This is a genomic window from Hymenobacter terricola, from assembly GCF_017921975.2.
Classification (GTDB): domain Bacteria; phylum Bacteroidota; class Bacteroidia; order Cytophagales; family Hymenobacteraceae; genus Hymenobacter; species Hymenobacter terricola.
Genome location: NZ_JAGEMO020000071.1, coordinates 27151 through 47013, shown reverse-complemented (window position 1 = coordinate 47013; position 19863 = coordinate 27151). Strand labels below are relative to the sequence as shown.

The 19863-nt window shown below is 60.5% G+C and carries 17 protein-coding genes; 6 read left to right on the top strand and 11 right to left on the bottom strand.

Annotated elements, in window-relative coordinates; all coding sequences use genetic code 11:
- Positions 1-85 precede the first annotated feature (85 nt).
- The 5 genes from J4G38_RS23535 to J4G38_RS23515 all read right to left on the bottom strand — a co-directional run bounded on the left by J4G38_RS23535 (position 86) and on the right by J4G38_RS23515 (position 5716).
- Entirely contained in the window at positions 86-1390 is a 1305-nt protein-coding gene (locus J4G38_RS23535; RefSeq protein ID WP_226163742.1) for an anthranilate synthase component I family protein, read from the bottom strand.
- A 67-nt stretch (positions 1391-1457) separates the two neighbouring features.
- A complete protein-coding gene (locus J4G38_RS23530; RefSeq protein WP_210515706.1) occupies positions 1458-2999 on the bottom strand; it encodes a tetratricopeptide repeat protein in 1542 nt (513 codons plus the stop codon).
- A gap of 122 nt (positions 3000-3121) precedes the next feature.
- The gene (locus J4G38_RS23525) at positions 3122-3883 is read right to left on the bottom strand and encodes a zinc ribbon domain-containing protein (protein WP_210515705.1); all 762 of its coding nucleotides are present in this window, start codon (positions 3881-3883) and stop codon (positions 3122-3124) included.
- Entirely contained in the window at positions 3873-4994 is a 1122-nt protein-coding gene (locus tag J4G38_RS23520; protein ID WP_210515703.1) for a Nif3-like dinuclear metal center hexameric protein, read from the bottom strand. The genes J4G38_RS23525 and J4G38_RS23520 overlap by 11 nt, the downstream gene beginning before the upstream one ends.
- A gap of 32 nt (positions 4995-5026) precedes the next feature.
- Positions 5027-5716 (bottom strand): uracil-DNA glycosylase family protein, encoded by a 690-nt coding sequence (locus J4G38_RS23515; protein WP_210515701.1) that lies wholly within the window; start codon positions 5714-5716, stop codon positions 5027-5029.
- A gap of 55 nt (positions 5717-5771) precedes the next feature.
- On the opposite strand from J4G38_RS23515, the gene lpxK reads away from it, so the two are divergent.
- Genes lpxK through miaE form a run of 3 tightly spaced genes read left to right on the top strand, consistent with a single transcriptional unit; the run spans position 5772 to position 9570 of the window.
- Positions 5772-6863, top strand: a complete 1092-nt coding sequence (gene lpxK / locus J4G38_RS23510) for a tetraacyldisaccharide 4'-kinase (RefSeq protein WP_210515699.1) — start codon at positions 5772-5774, stop codon at positions 6861-6863.
- A gap of 57 nt (positions 6864-6920) precedes the next feature.
- Positions 6921-8963, top strand: coding sequence for a putative porin (locus J4G38_RS23505; protein WP_210515697.1), 2043 nt, complete (start codon positions 6921-6923; stop codon positions 8961-8963).
- Positions 8964-8973: 10 nt separating this feature from the next.
- Positions 8974-9570 (top strand): tRNA-(ms[2]io[6]A)-hydroxylase, encoded by a 597-nt coding sequence (gene miaE / locus J4G38_RS23500; RefSeq protein WP_210515695.1) that lies wholly within the window; start codon positions 8974-8976, stop codon positions 9568-9570.
- Here the strand turns inward: miaE and fahA are convergent, their stop codons facing one another.
- The 3 genes from fahA to J4G38_RS23485 form a co-directional block, all read right to left on the bottom strand.
- A complete protein-coding gene (gene fahA / locus J4G38_RS23495; RefSeq protein WP_210515693.1) occupies positions 9571-10857 on the bottom strand; it encodes a fumarylacetoacetase in 1287 nt (428 codons plus the stop codon).
- Between the two features lie 164 nt (positions 10858-11021).
- Positions 11022-11237, bottom strand: coding sequence for a NifU family protein (locus J4G38_RS23490; RefSeq protein WP_068195361.1), 216 nt, complete (start codon positions 11235-11237; stop codon positions 11022-11024).
- A gap of 46 nt (positions 11238-11283) precedes the next feature.
- Positions 11284-12384, bottom strand: a complete 1101-nt coding sequence (locus J4G38_RS23485; protein ID WP_210515691.1) for an Mrp/NBP35 family ATP-binding protein — start codon at positions 12382-12384, stop codon at positions 11284-11286.
- Positions 12385-12577: 193 nt separating this feature from the next.
- Between J4G38_RS23485 and J4G38_RS23480 the strand changes: the two genes are divergently transcribed.
- Positions 12578-12883 (top strand): hypothetical protein, encoded by a 306-nt coding sequence (locus J4G38_RS23480; protein ID WP_210515689.1) that lies wholly within the window; start codon positions 12578-12580, stop codon positions 12881-12883.
- Positions 12884-12902: 19 nt separating this feature from the next.
- On the opposite strand, the gene J4G38_RS23475 is transcribed toward J4G38_RS23480, so the two are convergent.
- Positions 12903-14756 carry a glycoside hydrolase family 2 protein gene (locus J4G38_RS23475; RefSeq protein ID WP_210515688.1) on the bottom strand — a complete coding sequence of 618 codons (1854 nt, stop codon included), beginning with the start codon at positions 14754-14756 and terminating at the stop codon, positions 12903-12905.
- Positions 14757-14919: 163 nt separating this feature from the next.
- Positions 14920-16197 (bottom strand): asparagine synthetase B, encoded by a 1278-nt coding sequence (locus tag J4G38_RS23470; RefSeq protein ID WP_210515686.1) that lies wholly within the window; start codon positions 16195-16197, stop codon positions 14920-14922.
- Between the two features lie 193 nt (positions 16198-16390).
- Here J4G38_RS23470 and J4G38_RS23465 point away from each other — a divergent pair, with 193 nt between their 5' ends.
- Together J4G38_RS23465 and J4G38_RS23460 are read left to right on the top strand one after the other, a co-directional pair.
- Positions 16391-17632, top strand: coding sequence for an ABC transporter permease (locus tag J4G38_RS23465; protein WP_210515684.1), 1242 nt, complete (start codon positions 16391-16393; stop codon positions 17630-17632).
- A 93-nt stretch (positions 17633-17725) separates the two neighbouring features.
- Positions 17726-18520, top strand: coding sequence for a helix-turn-helix transcriptional regulator (locus J4G38_RS23460; protein WP_210515682.1), 795 nt, complete (start codon positions 17726-17728; stop codon positions 18518-18520).
- Here the strand turns inward: J4G38_RS23460 and mtaB are convergent.
- A complete protein-coding gene (gene mtaB / locus J4G38_RS23455) occupies positions 18517-19851 on the bottom strand; it encodes a tRNA (N(6)-L-threonylcarbamoyladenosine(37)-C(2))-methylthiotransferase MtaB (RefSeq protein ID WP_210515680.1) in 1335 nt (444 codons plus the stop codon). The two genes, J4G38_RS23460 and mtaB, sit on opposite strands and share 4 nt — an antisense overlap.
- Positions 19852-19863 lie beyond the last annotated feature (12 nt).

The following is a 19863-nucleotide window of genomic DNA, read 5'->3' as shown; positions in this document are numbered from 1 at the left end:
GCCACGTAAAATGACAGAATGGCAGGTTTAATCAGTGAACAGTGAACAGTTATCAGTGAGCAGTGAACAGGTAACTGCTAATTGTTCACTGCTCACTGATAACTGTATTCAGTACTTCCAACAATGCCTTGGCTTTTAGCAAGCATTCTTCGTATTCGCGCTCAGGGTCAGAGTCGTAGGTGATGGCGGAGCCGACCTGGAAGCTGAGGTAGCCAGTGTCCTGGCGGTACTGCAACGAGCGGATAACGACGTTAAATTCAAAATTGCCGTCCGGCCAGAGGTAGCCGATACTGCCGCTGTAGAGGCCGCGGCGGCTGTTTTCGTAGTGCTCAATAAGTTGCATGGCCCGGATTTTTGGAGCCCCGGTCATCGAGCCCATTGGGAAGGTGGCCAGTAGCACATCCACCAGGTCGGCACCGGGGCGGAGGTCGGCTTCGACGGTAGAAATCATTTGCCAGAGATGGCGGAAAGGGTAGAGGCCGAACAGCTCGGGCACGCGCACGGTGCCGGTTTGGGCCACGCGGGCGAGGTCATTGCGCACCAAATCCACAATCATCAGGTTTTCGGCGCGCTCTTTTTCGTCGTGCAACAAGGTTTGGCGCTGCTGTTCGTCTGCGGCCGGCGTGGCCCCGCGCCGGATGGTGCCCTTAATGGGTTGGGAGATGATTTGCGGCGTCCGGTGCGCCAGAAATCGCTCCGGGGAGGCGCAGAGCAGGAAATGGTCATGCCACCGAATGAAGCCGGCAAAAGGCGCGGGCGAAGCTTCCATCAAGCGCCAAAACGCGTCGACGGGCGCCAGCGCCACGTTTTCAGCATAGAATTCCTGGCAGAGGTTGAGCTCGTACACTTCCCCGTTGAGAATGTCCTCCCGAATGGCTTCCACTGCCCGCAAGTAGTCGGCCTTGGGCAGCCGGGGGAGCAGCGCGGGCACCTGCGGGGCGGGCACCACGGGCACCGCCAAGGCCAGTATCTGGCTTAACACGCCTTTGGTTTGCCCATGAATTTCCACTGATTCCGCCCGCCAGCAGAGCCACGTTTGCGGCGTGAAAAGATGCAGCTGGGGCCACGCAAATCCGTCGTGGTTCTGACTCGTTAAGGCTTCAATCTCATTTTTGGCTTCGTAGGTAACGAAGCCGCAGCGAAAGCGTTGCTCAGCCAAAGAATCGGGCAGCGCCCGCAAGTCGGCGAGCGAGTTGGCCGCGTCGGCCCCTGGCCCGGCCACCGCCAGAATGCGGTCGAACGGGCCGTGGGGGTAGGCCATTGCGTTGGGCTCGAAATAAGCGCAGTGCGGAAATGCTGCGCCCCAATGCAGCGCCCGCACCCGGAAATCGGTCGGCAGTTCGGCCAAAGGGACCGTGAGGTGGGCGACGGATTCAGCAGAAAAAGGCACAGGAGAGGGCATCAGGTAACAGGCTAGCGGCCAGCGGTTGCGCTTACTGCCAGCCCAAAGTTCGGGCTTACTTCAACTCCCGCAGGGCCAGCGTGGCTTTGGCGTCGGTGCTGTTCTTGTATTCGTGCCAGGGGTAGTGCAGGGCTTTCTCAAAGTAGAACCGGGCCTGGACTTTTTTGCCGGCTTCCTGGGCCAGGTAGCCCTGTTGCAGCGCCGCCTGAGGGGCGAAGTAGTACGGTGCTTTCGGGCCGGAGATGGTCTGGGTTCGCTCAAAATAGAACCAGGCCGAATCGAGCCGGCCGAGGCCCTGGTAAGCCCGGGCGCGGCGGTAGGGTTCCTCAATCCGGTCGCGCCAGAGCGTGGTGGCCGTCGCGTGGAAGCCCCGCAACGTGGCCAGGGCCTCTTGGTTGTAGCCGCCGTCGGACTGCAGGCGGGCACGGGTGAGGATGGGGTCGAGGGCCTTGGCCTCTTCGTAATAGTGCTGAGCGTAGTTGTCCTCCTCCACATCGGAAGGGCCGGGCTGGTTGATTTGCGCGCGGTAGCGGGCCATCGCGGCGGGGGGCTGCCCGCCCAGCCAAGCAGCCAGGTACAGCTTAAAAGCCGCATCCTTGCGGTAGTGCTGGCCCATGAACTCGCGCAAGAACGCCAGGTTTTCGTGCTCCGAGGCCGCGTAGTCGCCCCGAAACAGCAGCAGGTCGGCGGCCATGTGGTGGAGGTAGGGCACCGGCAGATAGCCAGAGCCGGTGGGCCGCGCGCGGTACGCGGCCAGGGCGGCATCGCCCCGGTGCTGGCGCTTGTTGACACTGATAAGCAGGTAGGTAAACAGCAGGTTGTCCGGCTGCTGGGCGCTGAGGCGCTCAATCAGGTGCAGCGCTTCGTCGGGCTTTTTGTAATAGCCTTCCCGAATGAGCGTCAGGTACAGCTGGCTTTCAATTTGGAAGTCGCTAGGCTGGCTGGCGGCCAGGGCCAGGTTTTTCAGGCCCGTATCCACGTTGGCAGTCAGGCCCAGCAGGCGCAGCAGCCAGTGGTAGCCTTCGGGCAATGAGCCCACTGCAAACTCACAGATACCCAATGTTTTGCGGGCCGGAACAAACGAAGGATAATGTTTCACTACGTCCTGCATCTGGTGGTAGCCGCTGCGCAAATGATACCCACCCATTACCAAATGCTTGAATAACAGTTGGCTCAGGCCCAGGTGAAGCGTGATTTCGGCGCGGGCATAGTCGCGCAGGACGCTGGCCGGCGCGCGGTCCAGGGCGGCGAGGTGCGCTTCCTGGGACGCCGTCAGCGCATCGTAGCGGCTGGCATCCTGGGCGATAATCAACTCCACAAAATCAGCGCAATCGGCCACCAGAATAGGGGCGGGGGCGGCCGGTGAGCCGGCCAGTGCCGGCCGCAGCAGCTCGCGGGCGGGACCCAGGCGCAACTTCAGCACTTCGGCGTAAGCGCGGCGGCTGGAGGCCGTAAGTTGCTCGGCTGTAGGAATGGGAGCTACAGTTTCGGGGGCGGCAGTTTGCGGCGGGGTGGCAAAGCTGGAAATCAGAGCCCCGACCGCCACGCCCAGCAGCCCGCGCCAACGGCTGGCCGGCTGCCCTCCAAATCCACGCACACGCTGAAAAATTTCCGCCGAAAACGTCATTAACAAAGCAACAAAAAAAGGAACGACACCGGGCCGTTCCTTTTACGATTTCAATCAGCTAATCAGATTTCTGAATTGCTCAAAAGCCGGGCTTAGACTGCACGGGCTTCCACGTCGGCCAGAATGCGGCCGCAGTGCTCGCACACGATGATTTTCTTGTGCGAGATGATGTCGGCCTGGCGCTGGGGCGGCACCGTGTTGAAGCAGCCGCCGCAGGCGTCGCGGCGCACCAGCACCACGGCCAGGCCGTTGCGCACGTTGCCGCGAATGCGGGTGTAGGCCGTCAGCAGGCGGTCTTCCACTGGCTTGGTAGCTTCCTCGCGCTGGGCCATGATGCCGCGCTCTTCTTCCTCGTTCTCGCCCACAATGGTGTCGAGCTCGCCTTTTTTGTTGTCGAGGTCCTTGCGGCGCTCGTCGAGCTTCGATTTCGTACCGCTGATTTCGGCGTTTTTCACGTCAATCTGGTACTGCGACTCTTTGATTTTCTTGTCGGCAATCTGGATTTCCAGGCGCTGAAGCTCAATTTCCTTGGCAATGGCTTCGAATTCGCGGTTATTCCGCACGTTCTGCTGCTGCTCGTCGTACTTTTTAATGAGCGTTTCGGCGTCTTTGCTGGCCTGCTTGCGGCTCTTGATGAAGTCGTTCAGGCCCTGAATTTCTTCGTCAAATTTCTTGACACGCACCTCATAGCCAGCAATTTCGTCTTCCAAATCCCGGACTTCTTCGGGCAAATCGCCGCGCACGCGCCGGATTTCATCGAGCTGCGAGTCGAGGTGCTGCAAGGTGAGCAGGGCTTCGAGCTTGGCGGCTACGGGAACGTCGGCGTGAGCCACGGCGGCACTTTTAGCAGTCATATTGAACGGGGTTCGTAGGGGTTTCGGCGATTAAGACCGCAAAAGTACGTCCAAATCCGGCCGTTAGCAAATCCCGGAATACCTCGCCGGTGAACTGCTCGCTCTCAAAATGCCCCACGTCGCAAAGCATGAGTTGCCCCTCAGCCCCAAAAAACTCGTGGTATTTCACATCGCCGGTCACGTAGGCATCGGCCCCGGCCGCCCGCGCCGCGCCAATGAGAAAAGCGCCGGCGCCCCCACAGATGGCCACGGTTTGTATTTCCTTTTCGAAAGCCGTGTGGCGCACCACCGGCACCAGCAACTGTTGCTTCAGCAGCTGCCGAAATGCCGCGGGGGCCAGCGGCGCAGGTAGTTCGCCCACCAGGCCGGCCCCTACTTCCTGGTGCACGTTTTCCAGCTTAATCAGCTCGTAGGCCACTTCTTCGTAGGGATGCGCGGCGCGTAAGGCCCGCAGCACAGCCGCCTGCCGGTGCAGGGGCAGCAGCACTTCCAGCCGCAACTCGGGCACCGTTTCGGGCTGGTGCCGGGCGCCGATGGCGGGCTGCGCGCCCCGGCCGGGGGTGAAGGTACCGGTGCCTTCAGCCCGAAAACTACAGTCGGAATACTGGCCCACCTGGCCGGCGCCGGCGGCGTAGAGCGCGGCCAGGATGCGGCCGGCCACATCGGTTTGCTGGTCTTCGGGCCGGTTTGGGGCGTAGGTGGTGAGGCGGGCCAGGGTGCCGCTTTGCGGGGCCAGCACGCGGGTTTTGGTCAGGCCCAGCTTTTCGGCCAGCTTGTCGTTCACGCCGCCGCGCACGTTGTCGAGGTTGGTATGGGCGGCGTAGATGGCCACGTCGTTTTTGAGGGCGGCTATGATGGTTTGCTCCACTTCATTGGCCCCGGTGAGGCGCTTGAGAGGCCGAAAAATGACCGGGTGATGCGCCACCACCACGTTGCAGCCGCGCCGGATAGCCTCGGCCACGACGGCCGGCGTGCAGTCGAGCGTAATCAGGACGCCGGTGATTACGGCTTGTGGGTCACCGCATTGCAGGCCGGCATTGTCGTAGCTTTCCTGGTAGGCGAGGGGGGCGGCGGCTTCCAGCAGGCGGGCCAGGTCTTGAACAGTAGGCACTTATCTTGGAATTATGAGTTTGGAATTATGAATTACGAGTTGGACAGGTAACGGCCTAATTTTTCTACATAATGCGCCACGTTGGCTTCCATACTGCGGCTTTTGTATTGCATGAGGTAGCGTGGGTGGTCCAAAACAACTATTTCATCGAACAGGCCCAATTCGGCGTTGAGGCGCTTGAAGAATTCACCGTTGCGCTTGCCGAGGCTCACGGCTACGTCCCGCCGCAAACCCAACGTCTTCACCTGCTGGCGCAGTGAGCGTTGAATATCCGGCCACAGGACTTTGGTGAGGGCTGGCGAATCGTAGTAATTGTAATTCAGCCCGCTCTTCAGCAAAACCAGCGGATACAGCGAGCCCAGATAAAAATGCTGATAAAACGCCGCCGGGCCGCCCATTTCGGTGATGACTTTATACACGAACTGCGTGGATGTTTCGGGCCGTTGCCGGGGCAAGTCATGGGCGATGCCGCAAAATTCAGTCAGGGCGGCGGGGTCGGTGAAGGCCACGCCGGTGCGGCCCATGCCCAGCCGGCCGGGGTTGATGCCCAGAACGGCCACCCGGGGCTGGTTATCGGCATAAAACTTTTGGGCGAACTGGCGGAGTAGGTCGTGCACGGCCGGCTCGCGGAAGGGACTGCGCGCTTCAACGCCGTCCGGCAAAGTGCCCGGCAAGGGAAAAGTGGTGAGAAAATGCAGCAGGCGGTCGGCAAAGGTCGGCATCGGCCAAAAGTACGGCGGCGGCTCCACCCAAACCGGCTGTACTTTTGCAACGCTTATGGCCCGTTTGCTTGCTTTTTTATTGCTGCCGTTTGCCTGGTTATACGACGGGGTGCTGGCCATTCGCAACTGGCTGTACGACGCGGGCTGGAAGCGGACCGAAACCTTTGCCGTGCCCTTGCTTGGGGTGGGCAACCTGCGGGTGGGAGGCACCGGCAAAACGCCCCACGTGGCCTGGCTGGTGGAAGAATTGCTGTGCCAGGGCCACCGCCCGGCCATTCTGAGCCGGGGCTACGGCCGCCGCACGCGGGGCCCGCGCCTGGCCGGCCCCACCGATTCGGCCGCGACCGTGGGCGACGAACCATGGCAGTATTTCGAGCAGTTTGCCGCCCGGAAAGTAGTCGTGGCCGTGGCCGAAAAGCGCCGCCTAGGCGTATTGCTTTTGCTGCAAACGCACCCAGAAATCACGGTCATCGTGCTCGATGATGCCTACCAGCACCGCGCCGTGCAGCCCGCCCTGAATGTGCTGCTAACGGAGTGGGCCCGGCCCTTTTACCACGATTGGGTGCTGCCCGCCGGCCGCCTGCGCGAAAGCCGCCGGGGCGCAGGCCGGGCCGATGTTGTCATCATCACCAAATGTCCGCCCGCTCTCCCTGAGGTGGCCCAGGCGCTGGTGGTTCAAGGCGTCAGGCGCTACAGCCGGGCCGAGGTGCCCGTGCTATTTTCAATGTACGAATACGGCGCCCCATGCTTGTTGCCGGAGCCGGCCGAAGGACCAACAGTCGCAACGAAAGCGGCCACTGCTGCTGAGCCAGTGCCCGGCCCGGCCTTATTGCTTACCGGCATCGCGCAGCCGGGCCCCTTGCGCGAATACCTTGAAAACCAAGGCTACATCATCCGATACCACGCCAGCTTTCCCGACCACCACGCTTTTCAACCCGCCGATTTAGCGGCCCTGCGGGCGCATTGGCAGCCGGGGTGGCCTATTTTTACGACGGAAAAGGACGCCACGCGCCTGCTCGCCGCCGAACTGCGGGAAGTACGAACCGGATTGCCGCTCTATACCATTCCGGTGCGGGTGGCGTTTCTGGGCAATGGAGCAGCAGTTTTGCGGCAACTTTTGCCCGGCGTGCCCACTCCCAGCGTCTGATTTTACTTTTGACCCAGCCGGGCCTTTCTCAACCCCCGGCGTATTTTAGTTACCTGCTTGAAGGCATCGCAACGAGGATTTTTATCATTTGGGCAGGCCTTGGTGGGGCTGCTGGTGCTTCTGCTGACCCTGCTGGCCACGCCCGCCGCCCAGGCCCAGGTGGTTGATGACTCCACTAAGGTGCTGTACGGCCCCAAAACCACGCGCCTCATCTACGAGGCCGAGGTGCTGCGCGACTCCACGGCCGGCACGCCGCTTGATACCACGCTCACGCGCTGGCCGCAAGCCCGGTTTTGGTTTCACGACACCACGTTTCAGCAGGATTTGGGGGCCGTGGGCACGGCCTCGCGGCCGTTGCTGTACCAGCCCAATTTGCAGCTGGGAGCCCGTTTGGGGCGCAACGTGTTCGACAAGTATGCCCGCGATGCCTCCACGGTGCCGTACTACGATTCCCGGTCGCCGTACTCGTTTTTCCGGTACATCCAGTCGGGTGCCGGCGAGCAGGTGTTTGAGATTAGCTACAGCCGCAGCCTGAAAAAAAATTTCAGCATCGGCCTGGCCTACGAGCGCATTGCGTCGAATAAAATCCTGGCCGCCCGGTCTTCACGCGATGGCTTGGTGGAGCATTCCAACCTGCTGTTTTTTGGTCGCTACCAAACCGAGGATGAACGCTACCATCTGCTGTTTAACTTCAGCAACGTGCGCCACCGGGCCATCGAACAGGGGGGCATCCGGCCAATTACATCCCGGGCAAAGTCGGAAAACGGCGACAGCATCACCATCGGCGAAAGCCGGCCCCAGGAATTATTTAAATACTCGCAGGAACAGGTTTATCTCACCCAGGCCGCAAATACCGAGGCCCGCGACGAACTGTACTTCACGCAAACTTACCGCCTGCTTGGTCGCGGGCTGACGGTTTACCACACTTTCGACGCCAAGCGGCAGTACAATAGCTATTCTGATGCGGCCCTGGTGCGCCTCAATCCGGCAGAGGTCTATTTTCCGCGGGTCCTGTTCTATCCCCGCGTACTGCGCAATACGGCGGCCATTCTGGACCGGGCTGAACTCCGCCAAGTAGAAAATACCGTGGGCGTACTTGGGCGCACCAAGGTGGTGGAATACCGCTTGTATGGCCGCCTGCGCGACGCCAGCCTAGTTACCCAATCATTGACGGTCAATCAATTTTCGGCCACGCCCGCCACCACTGGCCTGAGTCTGGTGCAGGCAGCTCCCAAGCGCACTTTCAATGAGTTGTTTCTCGGCGGCACCGCGTCGTTTAACTACCACACGATTTACGCGATTGAAACTGCCGGCGAGCTCCACGCCGTTTCAATTGGCAGCCCGTATCAGAATTATCCGGAATATTGGCTGCGGGCTTCCATTCGCACCGGCCCGCTCTCGGCCGAAGCCCTCAGCAGCTCGGTTTCGCCCACTCTTACCCAGCAGGAGTTCGTGGGAAATAACTACGAATGGCACAACATTGGCCGGTTCAACAATACCAATACCACTCAATTAACGGCCCGCCTGAAACTGAAAATCCCCAACTTTTCAATCCTTTCCGAGCATCGTTTCGAAGCCAGCGGCGGCGTGGTAAACATTGCCAACCTGGTGTATTACAATGACCTGGCGATGCCGGCTCAGGCTTCGGTGGCGCGCAACCTCGTCATTGGCTTCGCCCGGCATCAGGTTCGGGTCGGGCGGGTTGGGCTGGATAACCAAGCCACCTACACCCAGGGCGGCGACGTAGACGGCCTCCGCATTCCGAAGCTGGTAACCAATTCTCGCATTTTCTACGAGAGCTACATTTTTCACAAAGCGCTATTCAATCAAATCGGGGCCGAGCTGTATTATCAGTCGAGCTACAAAGCGTTTACTTACAGCCCCAGCACCCAGCAATTCTACCAGCAGGACTATTTCACCATCCGCAATTACCCGATAGTTGACGTATTTCTTTCGGCGGATATTAAAGCAGTATCGGTGTTTTTAAAAGTGGCGTATGTCAACCAGGGCGTGTTGGATAATGGCTATTTCGCGACGCCTTATTATACCGGCTACCCCCGGCGATTTCAGTTTGGTGTGAAGTGGAATTTCTTCAATTAGAAGCACGGCGATGAAAGAGAAAACCATTCTGAAATTAAAGCTGAATACCGACCCGCGCTGGGTTAATATTGCCGAAAAAAATATCGAAGATATTCTGGTCGACCACGCCTGGTGCGAGCAAAAAGCGGCCAGTACCGGCATCAGCATGATTATCCATTATCCCGAGAAAACCCGCCTCGTGGATGAGCTGACGGACTTAGTAGCCGAGGAATGGAGCCATTTTGAGCGGGTGCTGCTGGAGCTGCGCAAGCGCGGCTTTGCTCTGGGCCGCCCGCGCAAAGACGAGTATGTGGTGCAGCTGCTGGCCTACGTGCGCAAAGGCGGCGCCCGCGAGCGTCAGCTCATGGACCAGCTGCTGGTATCGGCCTTAATTGAAGCGCGCAGCTGCGAACGATTTAAATTATTGTGGCAGAATATCGCCGACCAGGAATTAAGTAAATTCTATTACGAATTAATGGTTTCGGAAGCCGCGCATTTCGTAAGTTACGTCGATTTGGCCAAAGAATACTGCGACCCCAAAATAGTAGAAGAACGGCTGCAGGAATTGCTAAAAATAGAAGGCGAAATTGTGACGAATCTGCCAGTGCGCGACGATAGAATGCACTAATTATTCGGCGGGCAGGATGGTGCCGCTCACTTCACCAAACCCAATCCGAAGGCCTTCTTTCTCCGCGTAGCCGCGCATGATTACCGTGTCGCCATCGAGCAGGAATTTGCGTTCCGAGCCATCGGCCAGGGGCACGGGGCGGGTGCCGCGCCACGCCAGTTCCAGCATTGAGCCGAGCGAATCGGGGGTAGCGCCGCTGATGGTGCCGGAGGCGTAGAGGTCGCCGGCTTCGAGGTTGCAGCCGTTGGAAGCGTGGTGGGTGAGCTGCTGGGCCATGCTCCAGTACATCAGGCCGAAATTGGTGCGGCTGATAGTGGTTTCGGGGCCATGGGTGGGCGTGAGGGCTATTTCGAGATTGATGTCGAAGTTGTGGGCCCCGCTCTGGTTTAGGTAGGGCAAGGGCGTGGGTTCCTGCACGGGGCCAGCGGTGCGGAAGGGCTCCAGCGCATCGAGCGTGACCACCCAGGGAGCCAGGCTGCTGCCAAAGTTCTTGCCCAAAAATGGCCCCAGCGGCACGTATTCCCAGCTTTGCAGGTCGCGGGCGCTCCAGTCGTTGAACAGGCAGAGGCCGAAGATGTGCTCTTCCGCCTGCTCTATTGGCACGGTCGTGCCAAGCTCAGTGCCGGTGCCAACCACAAAGGCCATTTCCAACTCAAAATCGAGCTGGCGGCTGGGACCGAACGTGGGCGTGGCCTCGTCCGGAGCCTTGCGCTGGCCGTTGGGGCGCTTGATGGGCGTACCCGAAACCACAATGCTGCTGGTGCGGCCGTGGTAGCCGATGGGGAGGTGGCGCCAGTTGGGCAGCAAAGCGTTAGCCGGGTCGCGGAACATGGTGCCCACGTTGGTGGCGTGCTCGATGCTGCTGTAGAAATCGGTATAGTTGGCCGGTTTCACGGGCCGCAGCATGCGAACCTCGGTTTGGCGCAGCAAGCAGGTGCGCACGGCTTCCTCGTGGTCGCGCAGCCGGGGCTCGTCGTGCCGCAGCAGCTCGCTCACGCGCTGGCGCACGGCCCGCCACGCCGGGCGCCCCAGGCGCAGGAACGCATTGAGCGAACGGCGGCGAAACACCTTGGGCTGGGCGGCGCCTAATTCCGTCAAGTCCTCAAAAAAGCCGAACTGGCTGGCGGCGTACAGGTCCAGTACGTAGCCCCCGATGGCCACCGCCAGGCGCGGGCCCCGCTCATCGGTTTCGAAAACCCCAAAAGGTAGATTCTGGATGGGAAAGTCGCAAGTGGGGGCAATGTCAATCCAGGAGCGGAGCGTGGGCGAATTAAGCGCAGAGGACATGTGGAGGGAGGAGGATGCGGAGGAAAAAAGTGGGTATAAAGCACGTCATGCTGAGCTTGCCGAAGCATTTCTACCGCAATAGTAAATAATTACTCTCGCAGTAGAGATGCTTCGGCAAGCTCAGCATGACGTGCTTTATGGCAACTGGCTGAACAAAAATGGAGTTATCGGGCCTCAACGGCCGTAATTTCGGGCACGGCTTTTTTTACCGTGTCTTCGAGGCCGGCGCGGGTCATGGGCGACATGGGGCAGGCCCCGCAGGCCCCTTCCCATTCCAGCTGGAGCACGCCTTCGGGGGTGATGTTGGCCACGCGCACGTTGCCGCCATCGGTGGCCAGGTAGGGGCGCAGGCTGTCCAGGGCGGCCTCGATGCGGGGCATCAGCGGGTGGTCAAAAATGGGGGGTGAGGGTGTCGTTTCCACGGGATTAGGGATTCATCTGCACGACGGCCGTTTTGGGAGCCACGTTGTTTCGGATGCTTACTTGGCGGGCCACGGCTTCGGCAAGGTCGGCAAAGAGCCGGCCCACCGCCGATTCAGGGTCTAACACGGCGGGCTGGCCTTCATCACCGTTTTCGCGGATGCTCTGCACCAGCGGCAATTGGCCCAGCAGCGGCACATCGTGCTGCGCCGCCAGGCGCTGGCCTCCGTTTTCACCAAAAATAAAGTACTTGTTATCGGGCAGTTCGGCGGGTGTGAACCACGCCATGTTTTCCACCACGCCCAGCACGGGCACGTTGATTTGGGGCTGGCGGAACATCTGCAACCCCTTCTGCGCATCAGCCAGGGCCACTTTTTGCGGCGTGGTCACGATGACGGCGCCGGTTACGGGCACGGTTTGCACCAGCGTGAGGTGGATGTCGGAAGTGCCGGGCGGCAGGTCGAGCAACAGGTAGTCAAGCTCCCCCCAGTCCACTTCCGTGATGAATTGCTTGAGCGCCGACGAAGCCATGGGGCCGCGCCACACAATGGCCGATTCGGCCGGCGCCAGGAAGCCAATGCTCATCAGCTTCACCCCGTATTTTTCGATGGGTTGAATCAGGTTTTTGCCGTTCGGGCCCTGAAATACGTGCGGGGCCTCGTTCTCAACCCCGAACATGGTGGGCATGCTGGGTCCGGAAATGTCGGCATCGACCAGGCCAACTTTGGCACCGGTAGCTGCCAGCGCCACCGCCAGATTGGCCGTGACGGTGCTTTTGCCCACGCCGCCCTTGCCCGAGGCAATGGCAATAATATTTTTCACGCCGGGCAGCAGGTCGCCGCGGTTGTTGCGCAGGGTGGTCACGCGCGAAGTCATGGTAATTACCACGTTGGCGTCCTTATTTACCATCGTATGAATGGCTCGCTCGCAGGCATCGTGGATGAGTTGTTTGAGCGGGCAGGCCGGAGTGGTGAGTACCACGGTAAACGCAACGGTGAGACCGTCAATCTCAATATTCTCAATCATGTTGAGCGTCACGAGGTCCTGGCCCAGGTCGGGCTCTTCCACGTAGCTCAGGGCTTTGAGAACGGCTTCTTTAGTTATCATATGGGCAGGCAAAACACCGAAAATGGCGGGCTGCAAAGATAACCCCGGAAGCGGCGGGCCGGTTCGAGCCGGCCCAAATTGCCATTCCATGAACTAAGCCCTTCACTAGCAATTATTCGACAAATTCGAGCCATATTTACCTAAGCTTGTTGCACTTCTCTTTCTACTCCTACTACACTCCACCTTTTTTTTTATGCAAAACCTCGACCATACCCCCGGCCCCGGCAACGTAGAAATGTGCTGCTTTCCCACTTGCGACGAAGAAACGGAGCAAGTGGTGGTTTTTGAATTGGTAGTGCCTGTCGCCGCCAAAGTTCCCGCTCCGCGCCAGCGCGTGGCCGTGGCAGAGCTGGTGGTGCAGCAGGCCTCGGTGACGAGCACCGTGCGCGGTAAAATCTATATGCAGCTCCGGGCTAACAATACGGCCCTGGGAGCTGCCTGGTGCATGACGGCTACGCTGGCCGCCCCACAATCGGGCCGGTCCTCACCGCGCTACTGAAGCGGTTTCGTCCATCGTTTTATTGCAGATATTCCAGCTGCCGCGAGGCCAGCAGGCCCGCCGGCACGCTTAATGTACCGGTAGCCGGGTCAATCAGCCCGTTGCGCTCGTCCTCGATGTTGGTGGCCTGGGTGTAGACGTCGCCGGCAATGGGCCGGCGACGCAGCTCCTGCTTGAAGTCGCGGATGCTGTTGGTGCGGGCTTCGGCATCCTGCGGCCCGCCGTAGTCGGAAAAGCCAAAGCCGCCCCATTCGCTCACAATCAGCGGCACCTGGTGGCGATAAAAGAACGGGTCGCCCACCACCAGTGGGAAGGCGGCCGTGCCTTCCATCTCGCCGCCCACCAGGCGGTCGAGCAGTTCCTGCCATCGGCTGAAATCAGGCGTGTAGAGGTGGGCCGTGAGCAGGTCCGATTTCAGCCGGCCGGTGTAGGAAACGTGGTGCCAGCCGTCATTATCGACCACCAGAAACTGCGGATAGGCAATCTGCATGAAGTGATAGGTGTCGACAATGTACTGACGGGTTTCGGCATTGGTGGCAATGTCCTGGGCGCCCCAGTCCTCGTTATACAAGCTCCAGATGATGATGCTGGGGTGGGTTTCGCTGAGCGTAACCATGCGCAGCAGCTCGGCGCGGTGGTTTTCGCGGCTGCGCGGCGTCGAGCTGTGCGGGCTGGGCACTTCCACCCACAGCAGCAGGCCCAGCTCATCGGCCAGGTTGTAGATGCGCGGGTCGATGCCGGCAATGTGAACCCGCACCAGGTTGCAGCCCAGGGCCTTCATGGCGTGCATATGGCGCTGCATTTCCTCCAGGGTGGCCTGGCCGGGCTGGTAAAGGATGCCGTCGAGGTAAGTGGGCTGGTTGTTGAGGTACACGTAGCGCCCGCGGGCCTCCACTTTGCGCAGGCCAAACAGCGTTTCAATCTGGGCCGCATAGCCTTCGGCGTTGATGAGCTGCGCCACCAGCCGGTAGCGGTTCGGGGCTTCCGGCGACCACAATTCCGCGCTCGGCACCTCCAGTACCACGCGCTGCTGCCACTGCCCGGCTTCCAAGTGCAGCGGGAAGTCGGACATGGCCAGCGGCACGGTGCGGTCCGTAGTCAGCGGGTCAAAGACCTGGAGGCGAATGATGTACGGGCCCGCGTCGTGGATGCGCAGGGTGAGGTTGAAGCGCACGAGCTGGTCTTCTACCACGCTCACCACCCCCACGCGGGAGCGCAGGCGGTTGCGCTCCACCACTTCCAGCCATACGCTGCGCACGGCCCCGGTGTAGGTCTGGTACCAGATACCGCCGCGCTTGTACACGTGCGATTCCTGCTTGCCGCGCGGCGTTTCCGCGTCCATTGTGTCGGCAATGCGCACGGTGAGGCGGTTCACGAGGTGCAGGTTTGCCTCATCCAGCTCGTAGGTGAAGGAAGTGTATTCGCCAAAGTGAACTTCTTCGCCCTCAATGGTTTTGAGCGGCTGCCCATTGAGCCAGACCCGCGTTTCGTAGCCGCAGGCCCCAAACGTAAGCTGAATCATGGAGCGCACCTGCGGCTCGGCCACTTCGGGCAAGGTAAACTCCCGCTCGTACCACACCACCACTTTGTCGTGCCAGGTAGCGCCGTCCTGCTGGCCCCGCGCTTGCGCCAGATGTGCTTCCACCGACCCCGGCCATTGGGCCATATGCTCGTAGCTGTGACCCAGGGCCCAGTCGTCGCGTAGGCCGGTATCATCCACATCGTGCGCAAAGCGCCATTGGCCATCGAGCAGCACATGGCTGTTCAGGCGCAGTACCGCGCGGGGCAGGGGATTGGCTATTTCCTCGGTGGGCTGCTGCTCATCGGGCCGGCTGGCCGAGAGCGAGTAATTGGCTTGATGCAGTTCGTCCATGCAGAAAAGGGGGCTCAATCGGGTAATTCCCCGGTCTTAACGGCAGGAACGGGTCTAATGATGCAGTTTCAGGGCAGCAATTGCCAACATTGAAAAACCTGTGCACAAAAAAGCCCTGGTCGTTTCCAATCAGGGCTTTTTTTGTGGGGCACTGCGCCCGATATCAGGTCTTTTGCTTCTTCTTTTTGGCGGCCGGGAAAAGAATGTTGTTCAATATTAGCCGGTAGCCGGGGGAGTTAGGGTGCAGCGACAAATCGGTGGGTTCCTCGCCCACCAAATGCTGATAGTCCTCGGGGTCGTGGCCGCCGTAGAACGTCCAGGTGCCTTTGCCCAGAGTGCCGTGGAGGTAGCGCGCCTCGCCGGTTTGCTTGGTGTCGCCCATTATTACCACGTCGGGCTTAATGAGGCTTTTGCGGAAGGCCGTGGTCTGGCCCATGAAGCCGTGGATGGTTTTTTCGTGGTTCTGGCAGAGCATGGTGGGCACCGGGTCGTACTTGGCCGAGAACGTGAAGAGCGAGAAATAGTCGTTCTGCTCGCCCAGGCCGCGCTCGCCGGGCTGCATGTCGATGTTGGAATACTCGTACTCGTAAGGGTTGCGCACCAGCTGGAAGTTCTGGAAGGCCAGGCAGCGGTTGAAATTGAGCTTCGACTGGGCGTTGGGGTCGGCCGGGTCGCCGTCGTACATGCTTTCCACCAAGTCCACGCCCAGGCCGGCCAGGGCAATATCGTAGCTATCCGTGGCCGAGCACATGGCGAACAAAAAGCCGCCCCCGGCAATAAATTCCTGCATTTTCACGGCCACCGTGGCCTTCATCTGGCTCACTTTGGTGAAGCCGTTGCGCTTGGCGGCGGCTTCGGCATCGCGCACCTGCTGCTGGTACCAGGGGTAGCTGCGGTAGGTAGCGTAAAATTTGCCGTACTCGCCCGTGAAATCTTCGTGGTGCAGGTGCAGCCAGTCGTACTTCGGCAGGTCGCCGTGCAGCACTTCGTCGTCGTAAATCTGCGTGTAGGGAATTTCGGCGTAGGTGAGCACCATGGTCACGGCATCGTCCCAGGGCTGTTTGCCTTTGGGCGTGTACACCGCTATTTTGGGCACTTTCTCCAGCTTCATCACGTCCATATTGGCGTTGGGGTCGGCTATTTCCTGGAGGATGCCGGTGTACTGCGCCTCGCTGATGACCTGGAACGTGACGCCCCGCACGGCCAGCTCATTCTCGGCTCCGGGCGTGGTTTCGAAGGCGAACGAGCCGCCCCGGTAGTTCAGGAGCCAGTCGACGGGGACCTCGCGCTGAAGCAGCCAAAAGGCCACCCCGTAGGCTTTAAGGCATTCTTTTTGGGTGTTGTCCATCGGAATGAACACGTGGTTGGCACGGGCGGCCAGCGGCGCGGCCATGCCGGCCACAGCCAGGAGCAGGAAAAGCAGAAGACGCTTAAATAGCATGGTGTTTTTGGGAAAAGAGACGCAGCGAACCAACGAGGTTGCGGCGCGGGTGGTTCAAGTTAAGCGCCGGCCGCCGAACTTTGGCCCATTGCCCCGCCCCAAAGGCCACGCAGCCAACTGCCGGGCGCCGCGTCGTTTAGGCCGTCTCCTTATCGCTCAATGATTTTCCAGCTGAAAGTTGGAGCTCCAGCCCATGAATCCCCTCGAAAACGTCCGCGAAGCTTTCCGCTCCATCCGCGCCAATTTGCTGCGCACCATCCTCACGGCGCTCATCCTGAGCATCGGGTTGTTTGCCCTGGTGGGCATCCTCACGGGGATTGATGCGATGAAGAATTCGCTGTCCGAAACGTTCGCCAGCCTCGGGGCCAACTCCTTCGAGCTGCACGCCAAAGGCTACAGCAACCGCTTCCGGCGCGGCGGCGTGCAGGCCCGGCAGTACCCGCCCATCAGCTTTCTGCAAGCCAAGCAATACAAGACGGCGATGGGCGACGAGGCACAGGTAGGTCTTTCGGCGTTCATTGCCGGAGCCGTGGAAATGAAGGCCAACGGCACCAAAACCAACCCCAACATGCAGGTCATCGCGGGCGATGAGAACTACCTTAAAATTCAGGGCTACAACCTGGTGGGCGGCCGCACGTTCTCGCAGGCCGAGCTCACCAGCGGGGCCAACGTGCTGATTGTGGGCGATGAAATCCGCTCCAAGCTGTTTCCCAGGCAAAGCCCGGTGGGCAAATACGTGGCCGCCATGGGCCGCCGCTTCCTGATTGTGGGCCTCCTCGAAAAAAGCGGCACCGGCGCGGGCGGCGGCGGCGGGGCCGACCGCATGGCCCTGGTCCCCCTCGAAACCGGCAATCAGCTGCCCCGGCAGGGTGCCCTCACCTACGACATCAAAACCGCCACCGACAAGCAGGGCACGATGGCATTCCTGATGGGCCAGGCCACCGGCGTGATGCGCGCCGTGCGCCACGACAAGCTGGGCAATGAAGATAGTTTCGTGGTAGAAAGCAGCGAATCCCTGGCGGCGGATTTGGAGTCGATTTCGGGTAAAGTGCGGGCCGGCGGCAGCATCATCGCCTTCATCACGCTGCTGGGCGCCAGCATTGCGCTCATGAATATCATGCTGGTATCGGTAACGGAGCGGACCCGCGAAATCGGCATCCGGAAGGCGCTGGGCGCAACGGCTGTGCAAATTCGCCAGCAGTTTCTGCTTGAGGCCATTGTTATCTGCCTGCTGGGCGGCTCGTTCGGCATCCTGCTGGGCGTGCTGGGCGGCAATGGGGTGGCCAAGTTTGTGGGCTCGGGCTCCTTCCTGGTGCCGTGGGTGTGGATGATTGTCGGGCTCGTAATCTGCGTAGGAGTGGGCCTGGCCTCGGGCTACTACCCCGCCAGCAAGGCCGCCGCCCTGGACCCGATTGAGTCGTTGCGCTACGAGTAGCCTGCCACTGAAAAAACGCAAGGCGGGCTCCCTTTGCCGATTCGGGAGCGGGAATATTATACATTTGCGCAACTACTCATTTGTGCAAATGCTATGGCTGCCCCCGTTCCTGTTCCCATCGACCAACGCTTCGCGCAGCTCATTCAGCAGTTTGGCCTGACCAAAAACAGCTTTGCCATCTCCCTGGGCAAAACAGCCAGCGTAGTGCAGCACCTCATCGACGGCCGCAATAAACCCGGCTACGACCTGCTGTGCAGGGTGTTTGAAATCTACCCAAATGTATCAAGGGACTGGCTGCTGTTGGGCCGTGGCCCCATGCTGGTAAGCGGCGAGCCCGCGCCCAAACCCACGGTGCCGTCCATTGCTCCATTGGCCGCTCCCTCCGCTTCGGAACTGCCGTTGGAGCCCATCGATTTGGCCGATGTAGAGCTGCCGATGCACCGCCGGCCCGGCCCCGGCGTGGCCGGCACGCGGCTGCAGCCTGCCGAAATCGCCGCTACGTTGGCCCTGGCCGCCGCCGCCGCACAGCCCGTTGGCACCAGCACCCCTGCACCCGAAGAAGCAACACGAATGACCACCGCCAGCGCACCCGAAACGTCTTCCGAAACGGCATTACCCGTAATTGAATCTGTTCCGCAAGCTGCCGCTCTGATGGCTGCTCCGCCCGCCCCAGAACCGGTTCCGGCCCCGACTACGCCCACGCCCGCAGCAGTAGCGCCGCCGGTACCAGTGGCCGTTGCCGCACCCGAAAATTACGTAGCCGCTGCCCTCAATGCGCAGTACCTGCAGCACCAACTCGCCATGGCCGAATTGCGCAATCAGCATCTGCTGGAGCAGCAGCAAATGCTGCGCGAAATGCTGGCAATGGCCCGACAGGCAATGGTTTAGGCCAATATGCCCACTTCTTCGGCTTCCATCAGCCCAAAGGCATTCACGGCGGTCAGCCGCAGCATCTTCATTTCGCCCACTAGCAGCGGGTCGTATTTCGCTGCCACGCGGATGTAGTTGGGCGTGAAGCCTTCCATGCGGCCATCGGTTACGTCGTCTTCGAATAGCACGTTGGTTTCCAGGCCGAGGTGCTGCTCGTAGAAAAACCGCTTCTTCTTTTCCGATAAGCTCCGCAGCTGCGTGGTGCGCTCGTGCCGAACCCGGTCCTGCACCCGGCCGGGCAGGGTGGGGGCCAGCGTATCGGGGCGTTCCGAGTAAGGGAAAACGTGCAGATAGCTAATGGGCAATTCGTTCAGGAAGTTGTAGGTGTCCAAAAAGTCCGCGTCCGTCTCGCCCGGAAAGCCTACAATCACATCGACGCCGATGCAGGCGTGCGGCATCAGCTCCTTGATTCGGGCCACCCGGCTGGCGTAGAGCGCCCGGCGGTAGCGGCGGCGCATCAGCCCCAGAATCTTATCGGAGCCGCTTTGCAGGGGGATGTGGAAGTGCGGCATGAAGCGGGCCGAAGCCGCCACGGTATCCAGAATTTCGTCGGTCAGCAGGTTGGGCTCGCAGCTGCTGATGCGGAAACGACGGATGCCGGCCACGTCATCGAGGGCTTTTACCAGCTGGGTAAAATCTTCGCGCCGCTCGCGTTCCGGCCCTTGCAGCCCAAAATCACCAAGGTTAACGCCTGTCAGCACAATTTCCTTCACGCCGGTTTCGGCCAGCTTTTCTACGCGCGCTACCACGCTGGCAATGCTGCCCGACCGGCTGCCGCCCCGCGCCAGCGGAATGGTGCAAAACGAGCAGGAATAGTCGCAGCCATCCTGCACTTTGAGGAACGTGCGGGTGCGGTCGCCAAACGAGTGGGCGGCGTGAAATTCCGTGGCTGCGGAAATGGGGGAGGCGTGCACCTGCCCCGGCTGGCCTGCGGCGGGCTTCTTGAAATCAGCCAGAATATCGACCAGCATGAATTTCTCGGCCGCGCCCAGCACGGCGCTTACGCCGGGAATGTTGGCAATTTCCTGGGGTTTGAGCTGGGCGTAGCAGCCCACGATGGCCACAAAGGCGTCGGGGTTGTGCTTCAGGGCCTGCTGCACCACTTTCCGGCACTTGCGGTCGGCGTGGTCGGTTACGGAGCAGGTATTGATGACGTACAGGTCGGCCCCGGCTTCGAACGGGATTTTCTGAAAGCCTTTTTCCTCAAACTGGCGGCCAATGGCCGACGTTTCGGAAAAATTCAGCTTGCAGCCGAGGGTATAAAAGGCAACGGATTGGGGGGTAGGCATGGCCCCGCAAAG